Below are 18224 nucleotides of genomic sequence, written 5' to 3'. Positions count from 1 at the left end.
AGGTAGACAGACATGTTACAATTAAATCTTCAGTTGTTCGCATCCAAGAAGGGTGTAGGTTCCACGAAGAACGGTCGTGACTCCATCGCGAAGCGCCTTGGCGTGAAGCGTGCAGACGGTCAAACCGTTACTGCAGGTTCGATCCTCGTTCGTCAACGCGGAACGAAGATTCACCCGGGCAACAACGTGGGTATCGGTTCCGACGACACGCTCTTCGCGAAAGTCGAAGGCGTAGTGAAGTTCGAGCGTCTTGGCCGTGACCGCAAGAAAGTAAGTGTCTACCCTGTGGCAGCTGCTCCGGTGGCTGCAGCGGTGGAAGTGTAATATCCCATCCATCCATGGATAGAGAACCCCGGCGATTGAAGTTCGCCGGGGTTTCTTCGTCTCGGGGGAAGGCCGCGACCGTGAATTTTGGGCATCCTCATGCTATACTGTTATACATATCACCTGTACCGGAACGGAGAGGTCAAGGTATGTCGAACGCTTATGGACAGGAACGGATCCTGGATACGATGCATGCGGAAGGGGCAAAGGTTGACGAGGAAAAGGCAGGCGCAGACTTGACGGACCCGGATGCCAGGCTGCTCCGGCTGTTTAATCACTACCGGCACGATTGGATGAATGACATTCAGCTTCTAATGGCGTATGTCCAGTTGAAAAAGTATGATAAACTGCCGCCTCTCATGGAAAAAATAAAAGAGAAGGTTCGACAGGAAGGGTATGTCTCCAAGCTGGGCATCCCCTCGCTGATCGTATATCTGCTCTCGTTCCAGTCCGAAGTGAAGGAGCTGGAGCTGGAGATTTCCATGAACGAGGAAATCCGGCTTCCGGAGCTGCAGAATCCATCGGCTGCCGCAGCGTCGCTGGTCCGGGCGCTGGAGTCCTTCAAGGACGAAGCGAGATCTTTTGCGGATGGCCAGGGTCTGCTCGACCTGCACCTAAGCCGGGACAGCGAAGCGGCCCATCTGGCCATTACGATCCAATACGAAGGACCGTACGCGGAAGAGCGAATGAAGAGCAGGGAATCGTCCCTGAACGCCGATCTTGATTCAACCGGATCTGCTGCAGTCAAGGGAACGTACTGTGAAGGCAAGGTTGTGTGGGCGTCCGCGTGGCGTTATTCAGAGTGACCGATAAAGAGGGTGAAGGACAATGTTTGTAGATAAAGCGAAGATCTATGTCAAAGGCGGCGACGGAGGGGACGGACTCGTAGCGTTCCGCCGGGAGAAATATGTACCTGAAGGCGGTCCGGCCGGAGGTGACGGCGGGGATGGAGGCGACGTCATCTTCCGAGTGGACGAGGGCCTGCGGACGCTGGTCGACTTCCGCTACCAGAAGCACTTCAAAGCGGAGCGCGGCGAGAAAGGCCGCAACAAGAGTCAGCATGGCGCCAATGCCGACGATATGATCGTACGGGTGCCGCCGGGTACCGTCGTTGTCGACGACGACACCCAAGAGATTATCGCTGACTTGACGAAGCACGGCCAAGAGGTGGTAATCGCCAAGGGCGGCCGGGGCGGACGCGGGAACACGCGGTTTGCAACGACGAACAATACGGCTCCCGAGATTGCGGAGAACGGCGAGGAAGGCGTAGAGCGCTGGGTCGTTCTGGAGTTGAAGGTGATGGCGGACGTGGGTCTGGTCGGGTTCCCGAGCGTAGGCAAGTCCACGCTGCTGTCCGTCGTGTCCGGAGCAAGGCCGAAGATCGGGGCGTACCACTTTACGACCCTGACGCCAAACCTCGGTGTGGTCGATGTCGGGGACGGGCGCAGCTTCGTTATGGCGGACCTGCCGGGTCTCATCGAAGGGGCGCATGAAGGCGTGGGCCTCGGCCATGAGTTCCTTCGCCATATTGAGCGCACGAGGATCATTCTTCATGTCGTGGATATGGCGGGGACGGAAGGGCGCGATCCCTTCGACGACTGGGAGAAGATCAATGACGAGCTGAGGCTCTACAATGCCAAGCTCGAGGAACGGCCGCAGATCATTGCGGCCAACAAGATGGATCTACCCGAGGCCGAAGAGAATCTGGCCGAGTTCCGCCGCCGATTGGCGGAGACCGGCAAGGATTACGCTGTCTACGGCATCTCGGCGGTAGCGAAGAGCGGAGTGCAGGAGCTTCTGTACAAAGTCATGGACCTTCTTGAGTCCATTCCGGAAACACCGGTGGTTGAAGAGCTGCCGGAGATTATGGAGCGCAAGGTCTATCGCCTCGAGGCCGACGAAGATCAGGACTTCACGATCCGCCGCGACAACGAAGCCTTCGTGGTGGATTCGCCGAGCATCGAGAAGCTTATCAAGCGGACGAATTTCAGCACGCATGAGTCCGTCATGCGCTTTGCCCGCATTCTCCGCAAGCGCGGCATTGACAAAGCGCTTCGGGATCGCGGCGCCAAAGACGGACAAACCATTCGCATCGGCGATTTTGAGTTCGAATTTGTCGAGCAGGAATAGAAACGACCGCCCGCAATGGCGCATCAAGCACCAACCTTACATGTCATGTACATGTGAGGTTGGTGCTTTTGTTTTTGTGAAAGTGCTTTATTTACGAACAATAAAATCAAATATAATATATAATGTTCGTTAATTGTTAGATTATATGTACAAATCGGGAATTATGATTCGAAATTTATAGGAAAAAATGAACTTTTTTTCGGATAGGGGATTGAATTTTCTGATTTTCGGCTGTATATTATAATCATGTAATTAATCCTTACACAAACTAGACAGATAAGGTGCGAAAAAGTTAAAATTATGGGAGGTTAGTGGAGTGGACGTAAAAAACTTTCGTAAGGCAGGTCATTTCCCAAGTCTTTTGTCAGCATTTCTCTACTTTGATGTCAGTTTTATGATTTGGGTTCTGTGCGGAGCGCTCTCTCTCTACATCACGAAGGATTTCAACCTGACGGATGCGCAGAAAGCGACCATGGTTGCCATTCCGACGCTGGGCGGTTCGATCTTCCGGATCCCGATGGGCATCCTCGCCGACCGGATCGGCTCCCGAAAGGCCGGCATGATCGGCATGGGGCTGACGATCCTTCCGCTGATGTGGGGCTGGCTCGGAGGAACCTCGCTGAGCCAGGTCCAGTCGCTCGGCTTCCTTCTCGGGATCGCCGGAGCGAGCTTCGCCGTCTCCCTCTCGCTGGCCTCCCGCTGGTATCCGCCGCAGTATCAGGGTCTGGCGATGGGCATCGCCGGCGCAGGGAACAGCGGTACGGCTCTTGCGACCTTCTTCGGCCCCCAGCTGGCAGCGAAGTTTGGCTGGCATAACGTCTTCGGCCTTGCGATCATTCCGCTGCTTCTCGTCTTCGTTGCCTACTTCCTGATGGCCAAGGATGCGCCGAACCAGCCGGCACCGAAGAAAATTCGCGATTATCTTGCGGTCCTGAAGAACATCGACACTTGGTGGTTCAGCATCTTCTACGCCATCACCTTCGGCGGCTTCGTCGGTTTCTCCAGCTACTTCAGCATCTTCTTCTATGACGTGTACGGCGACCAAACGGTACAGGGCGGTCTGACCCGCATACAGATCGGTTATCTCGTCACCATCACCGTAATCGCAGGAAGCTTCTTCCGACCGATCGGCGGCTATATCGCGGACCGGATCGGCGGGATGAAATTCATGCTGATGCTCTACTCCATCATCACCATCTGTGCCTTCGCCGTATCCACCATGCCTTCGAGCTTCATGGTTATGCTGGCCCTCACAAGCATCATGATGGCCTGCCTCGGTATGGGTAACGGCTCGATCTTCCAGATTGTTCCCCAGCGCTTCTCCAAGGAAATCGGGGTGGTCACCGGGATTGTCGGCGCGGCCGGCGGTCTGGGCGGATTCCTGCTTCCGAACAACGTGCTCGGACCGCTGAAGCAGGCGACCGGCTCGCATGTGACCGGCTTTATCGTAGTAGCCTCGATCGTACTGGTTGTCACCCTTGTGTTCTATGCCGTAACCCGGAGCTGGCGCAAGGATTGGGCCACAGCCGATTCGGGAGTAAACTTCTAATCCTGAAGGTTCCTTTTCCTGTACAAAAGGCCATCCGGGAGACAGTAAGGTGAGTGAGTCTGATGAGCGATTTTTTGAGACATTTTCAGAAACAGCAGGCGGCCCAGCCTCCGCGGGAGAAAACGACCCAAACCGAATGCCCTTACTGCAGCGTGCAATGCACGATGAATCTCCATGAGGAGAAGTCGATTAAGGTGAGCCGTTATTCCGTCACCCCGAACAAGGAAGATCCGGTAACGGACGGCAGGCTGTGCGTCAAAGGGCTGAATGCTCATTCCCACGCGGTGGATGACCGCCGGCTGCGCTATCCGATGCTCCGGATCGGCGGTACCCTGAGCCCGATTACCTGGGAGGACGCTCTCGGGCGGATCCGCAGCGAGGTGACGGAGATTCAGCGCCGGTACGGCAAGGATGCCGTCGGTGTCTACGGGGGCGGCTCGCTGACCAACGAGGAGTGCTATCTGCTCGGCAAGTTCGCCCGGGTGGCTCTCGGTACGAAGCATATTGATTACAACGGCCGCTTCTGCATGTCGGCGGCGGCGGGTGCGTCGAACCTGACCTTCGGGATCGACAGGGGTCTGACGAACCCGCTGTCCGAGGTGCCGCTGGCCAAATGCATCATTCTGGCCGGTACGAACATCGCCGAGTGCCAGCCGACGATCATGCAGACGTTCCGCAAGGCGAGGCAGGAGGGCTGCAAGATCATCGTGATCGACCCGCGTGAGACGGCCACCTGCTCCATCGCGGACATTCACTTGAAAGTCAGGCCCGGTTACGATGCCGCCCTGGTGAACGGCATGCTGAAGGTGCTGCTCGAAGAAGGATTCGTGGACCGCGCCTTCGTAGAGGAGCGGACGACCGGCTTCGCCGAGCTGGAGGCACATCTGAAGAAGGTTTCCCTGGCCGAGGTCGGAGCGCTCTGCGGCATCCCTCCACAGCTCATCGCCGAAGCGGCGAGAATCTATGGGGCGGCGGAGACGGGCATGATCTTCACGGCACGGGGTGTAGAGCAGCATGCCAGCGGCGTGGCCAACGTGCGCAACTTTCTGAACATGGTGCTCGTCACCGGCAAAATCGGCAAGCCCGGCTGCGGCTACGGGGCCGTGACCGGCCAGGCGAACGGCCAGGGTGGACGGGAGCACGGGCAGAAGGCCGACCAGCTGCCGGGGTACCGGCTGATCGAGAACGAGGAGCACCGGGCTTATATCGCCAAGGTATGGGGCGTGCCTGCCGAGTCGCTGCCGCGCAAAGGCGTGTCGGCTTACGAGATGATGGAGAGCATCAACCGCGGGGAGATAAAGGGACTGATCATCCTGGGTTCGAACCCGATCGTCTCGAACCCGAATGCGGGACTGGTGGAGGAGGCGCTGAAGAAGCTGGACTTCCTGCTCGTCATCGACCTGTTCGAATCCGAGACGGCGAAGCTGGCCCATATGGTGCTTCCGGGCTCCTCGTATCTCGAGGATGAGGGGACGATGACGCAGCTCGAAGGACGCGTGCTGGTGCGAAGAGCGATCCGCCAGCTGCCCGGCAAGGCGCGGCTCGACTGGAAGATTCTCTGCGACATCGCCGAGGTGCTCGGCAGGGGGAGCTTCTTCCGCTATACGAAGGCGGAGGAGATCTTCCAGGAGCTGCGGATCGCCTCCAAGGGCGGCAAGGCGGACTACTCCGGCATGACCTATGAGCGGATCGAGCAGTCGCACGGGATGTTCTGGCCCTGTCCGGAGGAGGGCCATCCGGGAACGCCCCGGATGTTCGAGGACGGGTTCGCCCATGAGGACGGCCGCGCCAGGCTGGCGCCGATCGAGCACCAGAACCCGAAGGAGGTCGCCACGCGCAAATACCCGTACCTGCTCACCACAGGCCGGGTGCTCCAGCACTATTTGTCCGGGGTGCAGACCCGCCACACCTCCGAGCTCAATTCCAAGTATCCGGAGCCGCTGCTCGAGATTCATCCGGATACGGCAGGGGAGATCGGCCTGGTGAACGGAGGCCGGGCCAAGGTGACCTCGAAGCGGGGTACGATCCGCCTCAAGGTCAAGTATTCGGCCAAGATCCGCCAGGATACGGTCTTTGTGCCGTTCCACTGGGGCGGCGACCAATGCGTCAACCGGCTCACGAACCCGGCGCTGGACCCTGTATGCCGGATGCCGGAGTTCAAGGTATGCGCCGTTCAGATTTCACCGAATTGAGCAGGACGGGAGCCGAATCTCCCCTTTTTTTAAGCGCGTAACCACGCGCTCTTTTCCATTCATATGGAGCCTTTAAGCAAGGAAACTTCTCCGGAGGTGATCATCATGAAGCAGTGGATCAAAATCGTCGGCACCGGCCGGCTGGGTTCCCGGCATCTGACCTACGACGAAGCGGTGGCAGCCGCGCACGCCATCGCCAGGGGCGAGTCTACGGATGCCCAGACCGCAGCCTTCCTGATGGCCATGCGGATGAAGGGAGAGGCGGAGGATGAGATGATGGGCTTTATCGACGTCTTCCGCAAGTATTCGCTGCCGTACCGCTCCTTCTCACACTCCCTGAACTGCGCGGGCCCCTATGACGGAAGACTGTATTTTCCGGTGACGATCCCGGTGAGCCTGCTGCTTGCTTCCGTCGGGTTTCCGCAGGTGCTGCACGGCAGTGAATCGCTGCCGCCGAAGCTCGGGCAGTCGCTGAAGGAGCTGCTGGAAGGGCTTGGGGTTCATGTGGAGCTGGAGGCCAAGGAGTGGGAGAAGAACTTCCTGACCCTTGGCATCGGCTTCATCTGGACGGATCTCATCTGTCCGCCGTTCGGGCGGGTGAGGCATGTCCGGGAGCAGGTGGGCCTGCGGACCTTTTTCAATACCGTGGAGAAGGTCATCAACCCTGTGCACTCGCTGAATATGGTGATCGGGGTCAACCACAAGACCGCGATGGAGCATCTGATTCACCTCCTGCCGAAGTCCGGATTCGAGACGGCCTACATCGTCCAGGGGGTGGAAGGCTCGGAGGATCTGCCGACCTACAAGAACAGCTCAATCCGCAAAGTCACCCCCTGGGGGGATGAGTCGAGCACGATCGATCCCGCGACCTTCGGCTTCAGCGGGGAACCGCTCGAGAAGTGCGCGAAGGAGCGCCAGCTCGAGCTGCTGACGCGGATTATTGCCGGCGATGACGCGCCCGATATCCGCAACGAAAGGGACCATGTCATCTTCAATACGGGCCTGCGGCTCTACTGGTTCGACAAGGTCGCTTCCTACGAGGAGGGCTTTCAGTTAGCGCGCTCGCTCCTGCAGCGGGGGGAAGCCCAGAAGCTGCTGGGCAAGTGGAAGGAGCTCAGCTCCCGCAGTCCGTTCCCTTCGCGGCTGCAGGCCAACGGATAACCGTTCCATATCGAACTGCCGCAGGGCTGACCGGGCACACGCCGATTTCGCGTGCCCGGTCAGCCCTGTCTGCTTTTGGGGCCTGTCCCGCCGGCCGAAGCACAGCCACAAGATAACCGGCTTCGCCGTCCTATACGGACGATGCGCGTTTATAAGATAGATAAGATGACGGGATCGAGTTCTGGCGAGATCTAAATTTTAAAGAAAGCCGCCCATCCAGCTTAAAGCCGAAGGGGTGGCCCAGGAGAAACCGGCCGTCTGTTGATTGGACGGCAAGCATTGCCGCAGGCTCAAGAGGCCAATCAGCCGGAAGGGGGGGGGGCCGGGCGATCCTCCGGGGCGCAAAGGCGCCGCGATCAGACCTGTTTCGGGTCCACCAGTTCGGTGAAGTGGACGGTGGCCGCCCCTTCGTTGTCGTAGCCGGCCGTGCCCACCCAGACGTGCGGATGGGGACCACGTTCGAAATAATGCTGAAGCACCCGGCGGAAAATAAAAGGAATGGACCGGTTCATCACCTCGGCCCGCGGGATCCAGTGCAGCTCGCCTTCTTCCGTCAGGTTCACGTTCCTCCGCTTGGTCTGTGCGGTATAAATGAACTGCTGCCTGACCTCCTGATCGTTCAGCCGGATCAGAATGTACTGCAGCTGCAGCTCCTCGATCTCATCGGCGAGCAGCCCGGTTTCCTCCTGGATCTCCCGCAGCACGGCGGCTTCGGGATCGTTGATCTCATGGGGTTCGAGGTGACCGCCGACGGCCGCCCACAGGCCGGGCGAAAGCGTGCGGTTCGGTGACCGCTTCATCATCAGCAGGTCTCCGTCGTGGAATAAAATCGCTGTTGCGAGCATGCGGGCGCGGATCATGACATTCTCTCCTTTGCGGCTCAGGTGTTCCCATTTACAACTTTAACATATTTTCGCCTGCAAAGCCTATTGCTCCCACAGCCGAAGCTGAGGTATAATGTCCACTAAGTGAAAACAATCGTCTACGCAGAGAGGACGGTTCAGGTGCCGGATAAAGAGGCAACAGGATTGAATCTTCAGGGCACGGAACGTTATTACCTGGTACGCCAGGACATCCTGCCCGAGGCGCTGATCAAGACGGTTCAGGCCAAGGAGCTGCTCGCCCGCGGGGAAGTGAAGACGGTGCACGAGGCCGTCGAGCAGGTCGAGCTGAGCCGCAGCGCTTTCTACAAGTACAAAGACGGAATTTATCCGCTGAGCAAGCTGGAACGGGAGCGCATCGTCACCGTCTCGATTGATCTGGAGCACCGCTCGGGGATCCTCTCGAAGGTGCTGGCGATGATCGCAGAGCTCGAAGGCAACGTGCTGACGATCCATCAGAGCATCCCTCTTCAAGGGGTGGCGAACGTGGTGGTTTCCGTCGAAACCTCCGTCATGAACGAGACGGTCGCCGAGCTGCTGGGCCGTCTGCGGGGGCTGGAAGGTGTGAGCCGGGCCGCCTTGGTGGGCCAGGGATAGGCAGCGGAGAACGGTAATTTTTTGACTACAAGGTGCAGGAGGATACGATGAAAAAGATTAATGTGGGACTGCTGGGTCTCGGAACCGTAGGGACCGGCGTTGTGCGAATTGTGGAGAACCATCAGCATGATCTGACGAGCCAATCCGGCTCACCGATCGAGATTGTCAAGATTCTGGTACAGGACAAGAGCAAGGCCCGGAATATCAGCGTTTCGCCGGATCTGCTGACGGACAACCCATGGGATGTCGTGGAGAATCCGGAGATTGACGTGGTCGTCGAGGTGATGGGCGGCATCGAGCTGGCCAAGCAGCTTATTCTGACGGGGCTCGAGCGGGGCAAGCACATTGTGACGGCGAACAAGGACCTGATGGCGCTGCATGGCCCCGAGATTATGGCGAAGGCGGCGGAGAAGGGCTGCGACGTGTTCTATGAGGCGGCCGTAGCGGGCGGGATTCCGATCATCCGCACCCTGACGGACAGCTTCTCGTCCGACCGCATCACGAAGATCATGGGGATCGTCAACGGGACGACGAACTTCATTCTGACGAAGATGAGCCAGGAGGGCGCGGATTACGCCGAGGTGCTGAAGGAAGCCCAGGCGCTCGGTTATGCCGAAGCGGATCCCACCTCGGATGTCGAAGGCTATGACGCGGCCCGTAAAATGACGATTCTGAGCACGCTCGGCTTCCGCGCGGAAGTGGCTCTCAGCGATGTGTCCGTGAAAGGGATCTCGCAGATCACCAAAGAGGACATCGCTTACGGCAAACGGCTTGGCTATGAAGTGAAGCTGCTCGGTATTGCAGAGCGTCAGGACGAGTATATCTCGATCTCCGTTCAGCCGACGATGGTGAAGAAGTCCCATCCGCTGGCGTCCGTGAACGGCGTGTTCAACGCGGTGTATGTACACGGGGAAGCGGTTGGCGAGACGATGTTCTACGGGGCCGGCGCAGGCGAGCTGCCTACGGCCACCTCCATCGTAGCGGATCTCGTAGCTGTGGTGCGCAACTTGAATCTCGGCATTGTCGGCCGGCGCGGCTTCGTCTCTTATAATGAGAAGAAGCTGAAGAGCGACGAGCAGATCTCCTCGAAGAACTTTATCCTGCTGCATGTGGAGGATAAAGCGGGTGTTCTGGCACAGATCACCCAGGTGTTCGCGGAGTACGGCGTGTCCCTCGAATCGGTGCTGCAGCATCCGAACGCGGTCAATCCGTCCGCCGAGATCATCATCATTACGCATGATGCGAACAAAGCGGCGATGAACAAAGTACTCAGGCAGTTCGAAGCGATGGACGTCGTGCAGGCGATCAAGAGCGTGTACCGGGTGGAAGGGTAAGACGGGAGGCTGACCTCCCCCCTGCGCCGGTTAGCTTGGAAGCCATCCGAAAGCTTGATAGATAGGAGCAGTCATTGTGGAGAAGGACAGGATGAAAGTACGTGTGCGGGTACCTGCGTCGACGGCGAACCTCGGACCGGGGTTCGACTCGCTCGGTATGGCGCTGAGCCTGTATGCGTGGATTGATATGAGCTTTGCAGAGCGGACGTCGGTCCGCCTGATCGGCGAAGGCATGCCAGGCGTGCCGACGGATAAGAGCAACCTGATCTACAAGGTGGCGCAGATGGTGTTCGACCGGGCCGGCGTGGCGCATCCCGAGCTCGAGATTGCGATGTACAGCGATATTCCGCTGACGCGGGGCCTCGGGAGCAGCGCGGCGGCGATCGTCGGAGCGCTCGCTGCCGCCAATGCCCTGATCGGGAGCCCCCTCAGCGACGACGAGCTGTTCCAGATGGCGACGGAGCTCGAAGGGCATCCCGACAACGTCGGGGCTTCCCTCTTCGGCGGCCTGATCGTCGCCTTCTGGGATGGAGAGCGGGCGGAGCACATCCGCGTGGAGCCTCATGAGCAGCTGGAGGTGCTGGCCGCCATTCCGCACTTCCAACTCTCGACGGAGAAGGCGCGGGGCGTGCTGCCCCGCCAGACCAGCCTGGAGAAGGCCGTCTACAACGTCGGCCATTCGTCGGTGCTGGTCGCCGCCTTCTGCACCGGGCGGCTCGACATGATTCCGCTCGCGATGAAGGATGCGCTGCATCAGCCGTACCGGGCCTCAATGGTGCCAGGGCTGGCGGAGATTCTCGAGCACGCCTCGGAGCACGGGGCGCTCGGCGCGGCGCTCAGCGGAGCGGGGCCGACGATCTTCACGCTCGTCGACCGTACCAGCTCCCGCAAGGCGGAGCTTGAAGGCTATCTGAAGGAGACGCTCGGCCGGGAAGGGATCGAGTCCACCGCCTTGTGGCTGAACCCTGACCCGGCAGGTGTCACGGTCCAGGCCGTACGGCCGGACGATGATCTGGCGGTCTGGGTGAAATCCCTGCAAAGCGGGGTGGGCGCATGAAGAAGGTCGCTCTCCTGGGACCAGGCACCTACACCGAGGAGTCGGCACTGCATTATCTGGGCCGGGAGGAATTCGAGTTCGTAAACTACAAGCTCATCCCGGACGTCTTCAGTGCGACACAGCAGGGTCAGACCGACTACAGCGTCATCCCGATCGAGAATACGTTCGAGGGGTCGGTGTCCCTTCATGTCGATACCCTGGTGCATGAGGTGGACCTGCCGATCCAGGCGGAATGGGTGTACCCGATCTCGATCAATCTGCTTCGGCTCCCTGACGGGGACGCGGGGGCGGAGGGGCTAGAGAGCGCCTGCTCGCGGATCCGCAAGGTCTACTCCCACGGGGTGACCATGGCCCAGTGCCAGCAGTTTCTGCGCAGGTATCTGCCCCATGTGGAGCTGGAGCCTGTCGGCAGCAACGGCGAAGCGGCAAGGCTCGTCCGTGAAGGGGAGGACCCGTCGGTTGCGGCGCTGGCCCCCCTGGGAGCGGGAGAGCTCTATCGGCTGCAGACGCTGGCGGCGGGCGTGCAGGATCACCAGAACAACTTCACCCGCTTCGTGCTGGTGGGTCCGGAGACCCCGGAGCTCCAAAATGGAAGCAGGATGAAGACAACCATCCTCGTAACGCTGCCGGAGGACTATCCGGGGGCCCTGCATCAGGTGCTGTCGGCGTTCGCCTGGCGGCGGATCAACCTCTCGAAGATCGAGTCGAGGCCGACGAAGAAGAAGCTCGGAAGCTACTTTTTCTATATCGACATTGAGGAATCCCTGGAAACGGTGCTGCTGCCTGCGGCCTTCCAGGAGATCGAGGCCATCGGCTGCCAGGTACGCATCATGGGCAGCTATCCTGTGTTTGCTTATGAGGGGACCGAGAAGGAATAAGCTGTAGAGAGTCCGTAGGGATACGGGCTCTTTTTTTATGTTTTTTGGCGGGTGAAGGGGAACGGAACCGGGAGGAGAGCCGAAGGATCCAGAACGGAAGGGCCTTGGTGCAGAGGGGGACAAACCGGGTAAAAGGGGGATACTACGCGCCACGCGGTGACAAGGCGGTAGCCTACATAAGATGAGGGGGCTTGTGCATTGATAAATACCGAAATGATCCTGCGTCTCGCCGTAGCTCTGTTCCTTGGACTGCTCATTGGGATCGACAGGGAGCTCCGCCAGAAGCCGCTCGGCATGAAAACCAGCACCGTGATTGCGGTCGGGAGTTGTCTGCTCACCATCGTCTCGATCTATGCGGTGGATAAATTCAGCATCAAAGGCTATACCCAGATGGACCCGATGCGTCTGGCGGCCCAGATCGTGAGCGGCATCGGCTTCATTGGGGCGGGAGCGATTCTGCGGCGCAGCAATGATGTCATCACCGGTTTGACCACGGCGGCCATGGTGTGGGCGTCGGCGGCGCTCGGTATCGCTGCGGGGGCGGGTTTCTATCAGGAGGCGGTCGCGGCGGTCGCCATGATCATGCTGGCGGTGAACCTGTTCCCTGTTGTGGTCAAGCTTCTCGGGCCCAAAAAGCTGCGGGAGAAGTACGTTTCGGTCAAGGTGGAGGCGCTTGGGAGCGAGGAACTGAGCGAGCTTGTGGCTTACATGGACACGGAATACGGACTGAAGCACCTGAAAATCAAGGATATTGAGGGGGACCGGCAGCGTATTCACTTCTATGTGGTGGCACCGGCGAACCGGAGTACGACGGCCATCTATTACAACATCAAGAAGTTGAAGCAGGTACAGCATGTCGAGGTCGAGGATGTGAGTCACTAGACAGGGCATTTGACCCCAAAAGCATGCTGCGGGAGCGGGAGTGCGGGAATGAAACGGTAGTCAGGTAACGGAAATGGAAAGGGATGACGCCGGTGCGATCCGGCGTTTTTGGCATGCATGCGGCGGGGAGGGCTGGAATTGCGCTCGCTTCAGCTGGAAGACGCGGGGGGCCCGGAAGCCTTGCAGAGCAGGAGCGGAGGGGGAAGAGCGGACCTGCCGTGAGAGGAACGTGGAGGTTTGTCCGGCGGAGGGGAGGGGATTTTTTCGCGGCGGGATGGTCATATGCCTAGGTTCCTGCATAAACTGTAATGTCATTTGCTTATGGTGCCCCGAGGGCAGCCCAGCCGGCACAGGGCCGCTGCCTGCCTCCAGGCGGGGGCGGGTCGACGCCATACATAGCGAAGCCGAGCCGGCCTGATGGACTTCCGCAAACCGAAGGAGGTTACCGCATTGAAGATTCATATCGTGAAGAATGGCGATTCGCTCTACGCGCTCTCCCAAAAATACAACGTGGAGCTGGAGAAGCTGATCGCCGCCAATCCCCAGATTGCCGATCCCAATGAGCTGACGGTGGGGGGAAAGGTCAAGATCCCCCTGGCCCCCAAACCCGCGGCCCCGCCGTCCGACTACCTCTACAAGCATGTGGTTTCTCAGGGGGATACGCTCTGGAAGCTGGGGAAAGCGTGGGGGATTCCGCTGTCGGATATGGTGGCGGCCAATCCCCATCTCAAAAATCCGAATGTGCTGATGACCGGTGATGTCGTGTACATTCCGAAGCTGAAGCCTGAGGGATCGGCAGAGCATGCTGAGCAGGCGGGCAATCCCCACAAAAAGGACACTTCGGTCATTTCTCCGGAAGAGCCGCTCCCGGTGGAAGCGGCGCCGATCTCCGAGCTGCCGCTCGCCCCGAATGTGGAGCTGCCGGAGCTGCCTGCTGTGCCGAATGCGGGCGTGCTGCCGGCACAGGAAGTGCCGCAGGAGAAAATGGGCGACGTATCGGTTCCGAACGTACCGCAGCCGAATGTGCTGCCGGCGTATGAAGAGCCGCTGTCGAGCGTACCGCAGCCGAATGTACTGCCGGCGTATGAGGAGCCTCTGCCGAATGTGCCGCAGCCAAATGAGCTGCCGGCGTATGAGGAGCCGCAGCCGAACGTACCGCAGCCGAATGTGCTGCCGGCGTATGAGGCTCCGCAGCCGAACGCAGGCGTGCTGCCGGCGTACGAGGCTCCGCAGCCGAACGCAGGCGTGCTGCCGGCGTACGAGGCTCCGCAGCCGAACGCAGGCGTGCTGCCGGCGTACGATATGCTGCAGCCGAACGCGGGCGTGCTGCCGGCGTACGATATGCCGCATCCGAACGTGGGTGCGCTGCCGTCGTACGATATGCCGCATCCGAACGCAGGCGTACTGCCGGCGTACGATATGCCGCATCCGAACGCAGGTGTGCTGCCTGCGTACGATATGCCGTATCCGAACGCAGGCGTGCTGCCGGCGTACGAGGCGCCGCAGCCGAACTGGGGGGCTATTGATTTTGGCCTGGGTCAGGCCGTTCATCCCTTCGACCAGTTCGATCTGCCGGCGACCGAAGCGATGGCTGCGGCACCTGAGCCGCCGGGCAAGGGCAAAGAAAATGCCTGGCATGAGCCCGAGCTGCCTAACGCGCCGTACCCATACGGTCTGGAGCCGGCTGCCGAGCATCCGTTCTACATGCCGCCCGAGGACCTCCATGCCTATCCGCATGCTTACGAGCCTTGGGCGGTGCCAGCCGGAGGCTGCGGCTGCGGCGGCCAGCTGAACCTGCCTTACGCCCTGCCGCACGAAGGCTTCCCGCCTCTGCCTCCCGTGCCGGATGCGCCATACGGCCAGCCGGCTTGGACGGCGGGTCTGCCGGCGGCGGGACCGTATGACGCCTTCGTACCGCAGCCGTTCGGCTTCGGAGCGGCTCCGTTCCATGGAACGCCTTCGTTCGCCCATCCGCACGGCTATCTGCCGGGCTATCCGGGCGTCTCGCCTTATCCGCAGTGGGAGGAGCCTGCAGCGGCGCCATTCGGCTTCGATGCCCCGTTCCATCCGCACGATGAGCTCCCGTTCGAGGAGGAGAAAGGCAAGGGCAAGAAGGGCAAGGGCGGCGCTGAGCTCCCGGCCGCCAAGTCGAAGCGCAGGGAGGAGCGGGCCGTTGTTGCGCAGAGCGCCGGAGCAGATGCCGCCCGCGGGGCAGAGCCTGAGGCAGCAGCAAGGGAGCCGGAGCCGAGGGCGAAGACGGCGGTCAAGACCACTGCCGAACCGAAGCGGCGTTCGCGCCAGAGCCAGACCCGGGCAGCCCTCGCTGCGCTGATCGAGCGCAGCCACCGGCGTTCGGCGCGTCCCGAGCCGGCCCGCAAAGCAAGACCGTGGCTGAACGATTAAGACCGGCGGGGATCCTGGCACACAGCCATGACCAGCTCTGCCGGTGCATCGCGGGCCTGATCACAGGAGGGCGGGCTTGAGGCCGCTCATCCACCCATGCGCATGCCCTCCTCGATAGGGCATGACAAAACAGCCTGAAACGGACTAGCTCCGTTTCAGGCTGCTTTTTTGCATATGGCGGTTGGATGCTGTTGTCTCTTCAGAACTTGATGCCGAGAACGTGATCGAAGGGAATGAATCCGATCTCCCGGCTGTCCCGGCTGTTGTTGCGGTTGTCGCCCATGACGAAGATATGGCCTTCCGGCACGGTCCATGAGCGTTCTTCGCGGATGTTCATCGTACCGTTGATATAGGGCTCCTCAAGTGCGGTGCCGTTGCGGTACACCTTGGAATCCTTGAGCTCGATAACGTCGCCCGGTTTGCCAATAACCCGTTTGACATACATGTTCGGGTCTTCGTTGCCGAGCACAAGACGCAGAAGCGGATGCTCGAGCACGTCGTCCTTGAGCGTTCTCTGCCGCTCCACACGGGAGTCGATAATCACGATATCCCCGTAATCCGGTTCCTGCCGGAAGGTGTGCGACAGCTTGGAGACGTAGATGCGCTGTTCATTGTGGAGCGTGGGGTCCATGGAATGCCCGAGCACCTTGGTCGGCTGGAAGACGAACATGCCGATGGCCAGGGTCAGGACAAAAGCGGCGGCCAGGGACCGGAACCAGGCCCAGATTTCTTTGACGAACGGATGCAATGGTATCATACCTTCCTTCCTGTGGATGGGTATCCTGAAATAGGTTATCCTTCAAGTATACATATCCCATGTATAAACGTCGATCCCCGTGGCAAATATAGTAAAAAAGCTGCCATAGACAGAAGGGGATTGCATGATACTGCTTAACTTCTGGAACCAACTCAAAAAGCAATGGAAACGAAAGCTTCGTTCGCAGCGCAGATGGCTGGGACTGGCCCTGATCCTGCTGGCGGCGGGCGTGTTCGGAGCGGGAGCGTGGATGCTGGGTCCGCGGAATTGGACTGGAGCCGTGCCGGAGCGGCTGGCGGACCATGCGGTGTTCGGCCGGGTCGTCCAGCAGCCGAAGCAGCAGGAGAACGAGGTGCGGGAGCTCGTGAAAGGGATCGACGGACAAAGGGAAGCATTCGTCAAAAAGGCTTATGTCTGCGGTGAGGAGCTGCAGCGGATCGGGCTCATGACCTCATCGGACATTCTGGCCTATTACAAAGGCCACCCTGCCTTGACGGTCTCCATGAACGCGGACGGTGCGGTGCTGTTCACCGAGGAAGTGGACGACCTCTCCCCGCAGTGCAAGGACAATGCTTATTTCGGTCTAGATTCCAAGGGGAATCTATCCCTCTTCAGCGGGGTGCCCGCCGGCGGGGGGGAGGAGAATGTCATCCGTACCTTCTTCCAGCTCAACATCCAATACCTGGAGAGCAGCCTGCCGAGAGAGACGGTGAAGCAGCTGTATCAGGGCATCCGCGTACGGGATCTCGACGACTATAACAGCGTGCTGTCCACCCTCAGCGACTATGCGGTGGAAGAAACCGAGAAGGTCATGCAGGTGCGGCCGGGATCGTAGAGTCCCGGACCCGAAGGCAGGAGCGGAGCCGTCCGTCAGGGCGGCTCTGTTTTTTGTTTCTTCAAGAGGGCGCCATCCCGGCGATCACGCATAGCCGAGGCACGGCACGGAATCGAATATTGTCTTATCCTGCCAGTACCTATGGCATTGCGCGCAAGTCTGATATAATGGGGAAAAGTTGGCGTGCCGCGGGCTCTCTCGGAGGGACATGCAGAAGCGGCGTCCGGAAGGGTGAGAACAACCATGGATACGGGAGCGCATTGCCTGCTGCACAAAACCTGCAGCCGATGCGGCAAAACGAAATACTACCTTCAGTTTCCGACCAAGGGCGTCAAGCGCTCGAAGAACGGGGCGAGAAAGAATATATGCCGCACGTGCACCAGAAGAAAGTCCAAGGGCAGACTGCTGCCGGCGGCGGACAGCGCGGTGATGGGTGAACTGACGGCGATGCCGGAAGCGCTTCCCGCTGTGGAGGCTCCGGTATCGGTGCCGCGAGTCCCTGCACCGCCCGCGGCAAGGGCTGCGGAGAAGACCTTCGGGCCCCAGGCTGTAGAGGGCCGGGGGGCGCAGCCGCAGCCGGTACGGCCGCAGGACGGCCGGCCGCGCCGTACCTCGCCGCTGCAGCCGCCCCCCGTGCGGAAGAAGCCGGGAGCCGGACGTCTGCTCCGCCAGGACCGCGATGGTCTCATCCGCATGAAGGGCCGGAGCAAGAACGGCAAGCGGTGGGTGCAGGACATCGACTGGGCGCTGGCGGTGCTGCTCGTCGAAGAGCGTGCGGCTGTCGTGCTGACGCCTTATATGATCCGGAGGCTGTACAGCAATGACGATTTCCGGCTGATGATCCTCGAGCGGGACCGGTTCACCTGCCGCTACTGCGGCGAATACGGGGATACGATCGACCACATCGTCCCGCGGGCCAAGGGCGGGCACACGACGCCGGTCAACTGTGTCTGCTCCTGCTACGCCTGCAACCAGAGCAAGGCGGATCAGGATGCCGAGGAGTTTATTAAGGGGACGCAGGAGCGCCAGAAGGTGTAGGCTGACGGCCTGGAGCCGAGAGGGCAGCGCCCGCCGGGAAGCATGCGGGAGGAGCAGACAGCGGGGGACCGTTCTACGGGACGGGCTCCGCTGTTTTCTTATTTTTGGATGGGGCTCTGGTGACAACACCCGGGCCTTGAACCGGAACCCCGTCCCCCAAAACCGTATTCATCCGCGGGAGAATCTGCTATAATGAAATGAATACA

The 18224-nt window shown here is 60.1% G+C and carries 16 protein-coding genes; 14 read left to right on the top strand and 2 right to left on the bottom strand.

Features of this window, described 5'->3' with window-relative positions:
• Positions 1 to 12: 12 nt before the first annotated feature.
• The 6 genes from rpmA to ACP26L_RS28850 all read left to right on the top strand — a co-directional run bounded on the left by rpmA (position 13) and on the right by ACP26L_RS28850 (position 7356).
• Positions 13 to 324, top strand: coding sequence for a 50S ribosomal protein L27 (rpmA, locus tag ACP26L_RS28875; RefSeq protein WP_013920102.1), 312 nt, complete (start codon positions 13 to 15; stop codon positions 322 to 324).
• Between the two features lie 149 nt (positions 325 to 473).
• Complete coding sequence (locus tag ACP26L_RS28870) at positions 474 to 1130, top strand: Spo0B domain-containing protein (protein ID WP_426448662.1); 657 nt, start codon at positions 474 to 476, stop codon at positions 1128 to 1130.
• Positions 1131 to 1152: 22 nt separating this feature from the next.
• A complete protein-coding gene (gene obgE / locus ACP26L_RS28865) occupies positions 1153 to 2454 on the top strand; it encodes a GTPase ObgE (protein WP_426448661.1) in 1302 nt (433 codons plus the stop codon).
• A gap of 316 nt (positions 2455 to 2770) precedes the next feature.
• A complete protein-coding gene (locus tag ACP26L_RS28860) occupies positions 2771 to 4003 on the top strand; it encodes an MFS transporter (RefSeq protein ID WP_426448659.1) in 1233 nt (410 codons plus the stop codon).
• Between the two features lie 62 nt (positions 4004 to 4065).
• Positions 4066 to 6195 (top strand): assimilatory nitrate reductase catalytic subunit NasC, encoded by a 2130-nt coding sequence (gene nasC, locus ACP26L_RS28855; RefSeq protein WP_426448657.1) that lies wholly within the window; start codon positions 4066 to 4068, stop codon positions 6193 to 6195.
• 105 nt (positions 6196 to 6300) lie between these two features.
• Complete coding sequence (locus ACP26L_RS28850; protein WP_426448655.1) at positions 6301 to 7356, top strand: anthranilate phosphoribosyltransferase; 1056 nt, start codon at positions 6301 to 6303, stop codon at positions 7354 to 7356.
• A 356-nt stretch (positions 7357 to 7712) separates the two neighbouring features.
• Here ACP26L_RS28850 and ACP26L_RS28845 read toward each other — a convergent pair whose 3' ends face one another.
• Positions 7713 to 8216, bottom strand: coding sequence for an NUDIX domain-containing protein (locus ACP26L_RS28845; RefSeq protein WP_426448653.1), 504 nt, complete (start codon positions 8214 to 8216; stop codon positions 7713 to 7715).
• A gap of 144 nt (positions 8217 to 8360) precedes the next feature.
• On the opposite strand from ACP26L_RS28845, the gene ACP26L_RS28840 reads away from it, so the two are divergent.
• From ACP26L_RS28840 to ACP26L_RS28815, 6 genes are all read left to right on the top strand, one after another.
• On the top strand, positions 8361 to 8834 hold the full coding sequence (locus tag ACP26L_RS28840; RefSeq protein ID WP_426455133.1) for an ACT domain-containing protein: 474 nt from the start codon (positions 8361 to 8363) through the stop codon (positions 8832 to 8834).
• Positions 8835 to 8881: 47 nt separating this feature from the next.
• Complete coding sequence (locus ACP26L_RS28835) at positions 8882 to 10168, top strand: homoserine dehydrogenase (RefSeq protein ID WP_426448652.1); 1287 nt, start codon at positions 8882 to 8884, stop codon at positions 10166 to 10168.
• 91 nt (positions 10169 to 10259) lie between these two features.
• On the top strand, positions 10260 to 11225 hold the full coding sequence (thrB, locus tag ACP26L_RS28830) for a homoserine kinase (RefSeq protein ID WP_426448650.1): 966 nt from the start codon (positions 10260 to 10262) through the stop codon (positions 11223 to 11225).
• Positions 11222 to 12103 carry a prephenate dehydratase gene (pheA, locus tag ACP26L_RS28825; protein ID WP_426448648.1) on the top strand — a complete coding sequence of 294 codons (882 nt, stop codon included), beginning with the start codon at positions 11222 to 11224 and terminating at the stop codon, positions 12101 to 12103. Before thrB ends, pheA begins: the two co-directional genes overlap by 4 nt.
• A gap of 201 nt (positions 12104 to 12304) precedes the next feature.
• Positions 12305 to 12985, top strand: a complete 681-nt coding sequence (locus ACP26L_RS28820) for an MgtC/SapB family protein (RefSeq protein WP_426455131.1) — start codon at positions 12305 to 12307, stop codon at positions 12983 to 12985.
• A gap of 450 nt (positions 12986 to 13435) precedes the next feature.
• Complete coding sequence (locus tag ACP26L_RS28815; RefSeq protein ID WP_426448646.1) at positions 13436 to 15388, top strand: LysM peptidoglycan-binding domain-containing protein; 1953 nt, start codon at positions 13436 to 13438, stop codon at positions 15386 to 15388.
• Between the two features lie 199 nt (positions 15389 to 15587).
• On the opposite strand, the gene lepB is transcribed toward ACP26L_RS28815, so the two are convergent.
• Positions 15588 to 16145: a signal peptidase I gene (gene lepB, locus ACP26L_RS28810; protein ID WP_426448644.1), complete on the bottom strand. Its 558-nt coding sequence runs from the start codon at positions 16143 to 16145 to the stop codon at positions 15588 to 15590.
• Positions 16146 to 16269: 124 nt separating this feature from the next.
• Here lepB and ACP26L_RS28805 point away from each other — a divergent pair, with 124 nt between their 5' ends.
• Entirely contained in the window at positions 16270 to 16980 is a 711-nt protein-coding gene (locus ACP26L_RS28805; RefSeq protein WP_426448642.1) for a BofC C-terminal domain-containing protein, read from the top strand.
• A 231-nt stretch (positions 16981 to 17211) separates the two neighbouring features.
• Complete coding sequence (locus tag ACP26L_RS28800; protein WP_426448640.1) at positions 17212 to 18018, top strand: HNH endonuclease; 807 nt, start codon at positions 17212 to 17214, stop codon at positions 18016 to 18018.
• Positions 18019 to 18224: the final 206 nt, after the last annotated feature.

The sequence above is a fragment of the Paenibacillus sp. S-38 genome (genome assembly GCF_049942825.1).
GTDB lineage: Bacteria > Bacillota > Bacilli > Paenibacillales > NBRC-103111 > Paenibacillus_G.
The sequence above is the reverse complement of the archived record's forward strand: the minus strand, read 5'-3'. Positions and strand labels throughout refer to the sequence as shown.

What these genes read in the sequence shown, in the direction of transcription:
- ACP26L_RS28870 (WP_426448662.1), top strand. Translation starts at nt 474, where the DNA reads ATGTCGAACGCTTATGGACAGGAACGGATCCTGGATACGATGCATGCG.
- ACP26L_RS28850 (WP_426448655.1), top strand. Translation starts at nt 6,301, where the DNA reads ATGAAGCAGTGGATCAAAATCGTCGGCACCGGCCGGCTGGGTTCCCGG.
- nasC (WP_426448657.1), top strand. Translation starts at nt 4,066, where the DNA reads ATGAGCGATTTTTTGAGACATTTTCAGAAACAGCAGGCGGCCCAGCCT.
- lepB (WP_426448644.1), bottom strand. Translation starts at nt 16,145, where the DNA reads ATGATACCATTGCATCCGTTCGTCAAAGAAATCTGGGCCTGGTTCCGG.
- pheA (WP_426448648.1), top strand. Translation starts at nt 11,222, where the DNA reads ATGAAGAAGGTCGCTCTCCTGGGACCAGGCACCTACACCGAGGAGTCG.
- ACP26L_RS28835 (WP_426448652.1), top strand. Translation starts at nt 8,882, where the DNA reads ATGAAAAAGATTAATGTGGGACTGCTGGGTCTCGGAACCGTAGGGACC.
- ACP26L_RS28805 (WP_426448642.1), top strand. Translation starts at nt 16,270, where the DNA reads ATGATACTGCTTAACTTCTGGAACCAACTCAAAAAGCAATGGAAACGA.
- obgE (WP_426448661.1), top strand. Translation starts at nt 1,153, where the DNA reads ATGTTTGTAGATAAAGCGAAGATCTATGTCAAAGGCGGCGACGGAGGG.
- thrB (WP_426448650.1), top strand. Translation starts at nt 10,260, where the DNA reads ATGAAAGTACGTGTGCGGGTACCTGCGTCGACGGCGAACCTCGGACCG.
- rpmA (WP_013920102.1), top strand. Translation starts at nt 13, where the DNA reads ATGTTACAATTAAATCTTCAGTTGTTCGCATCCAAGAAGGGTGTAGGT.
- ACP26L_RS28845 (WP_426448653.1), bottom strand. Translation starts at nt 8,216, where the DNA reads ATGATCCGCGCCCGCATGCTCGCAACAGCGATTTTATTCCACGACGGA.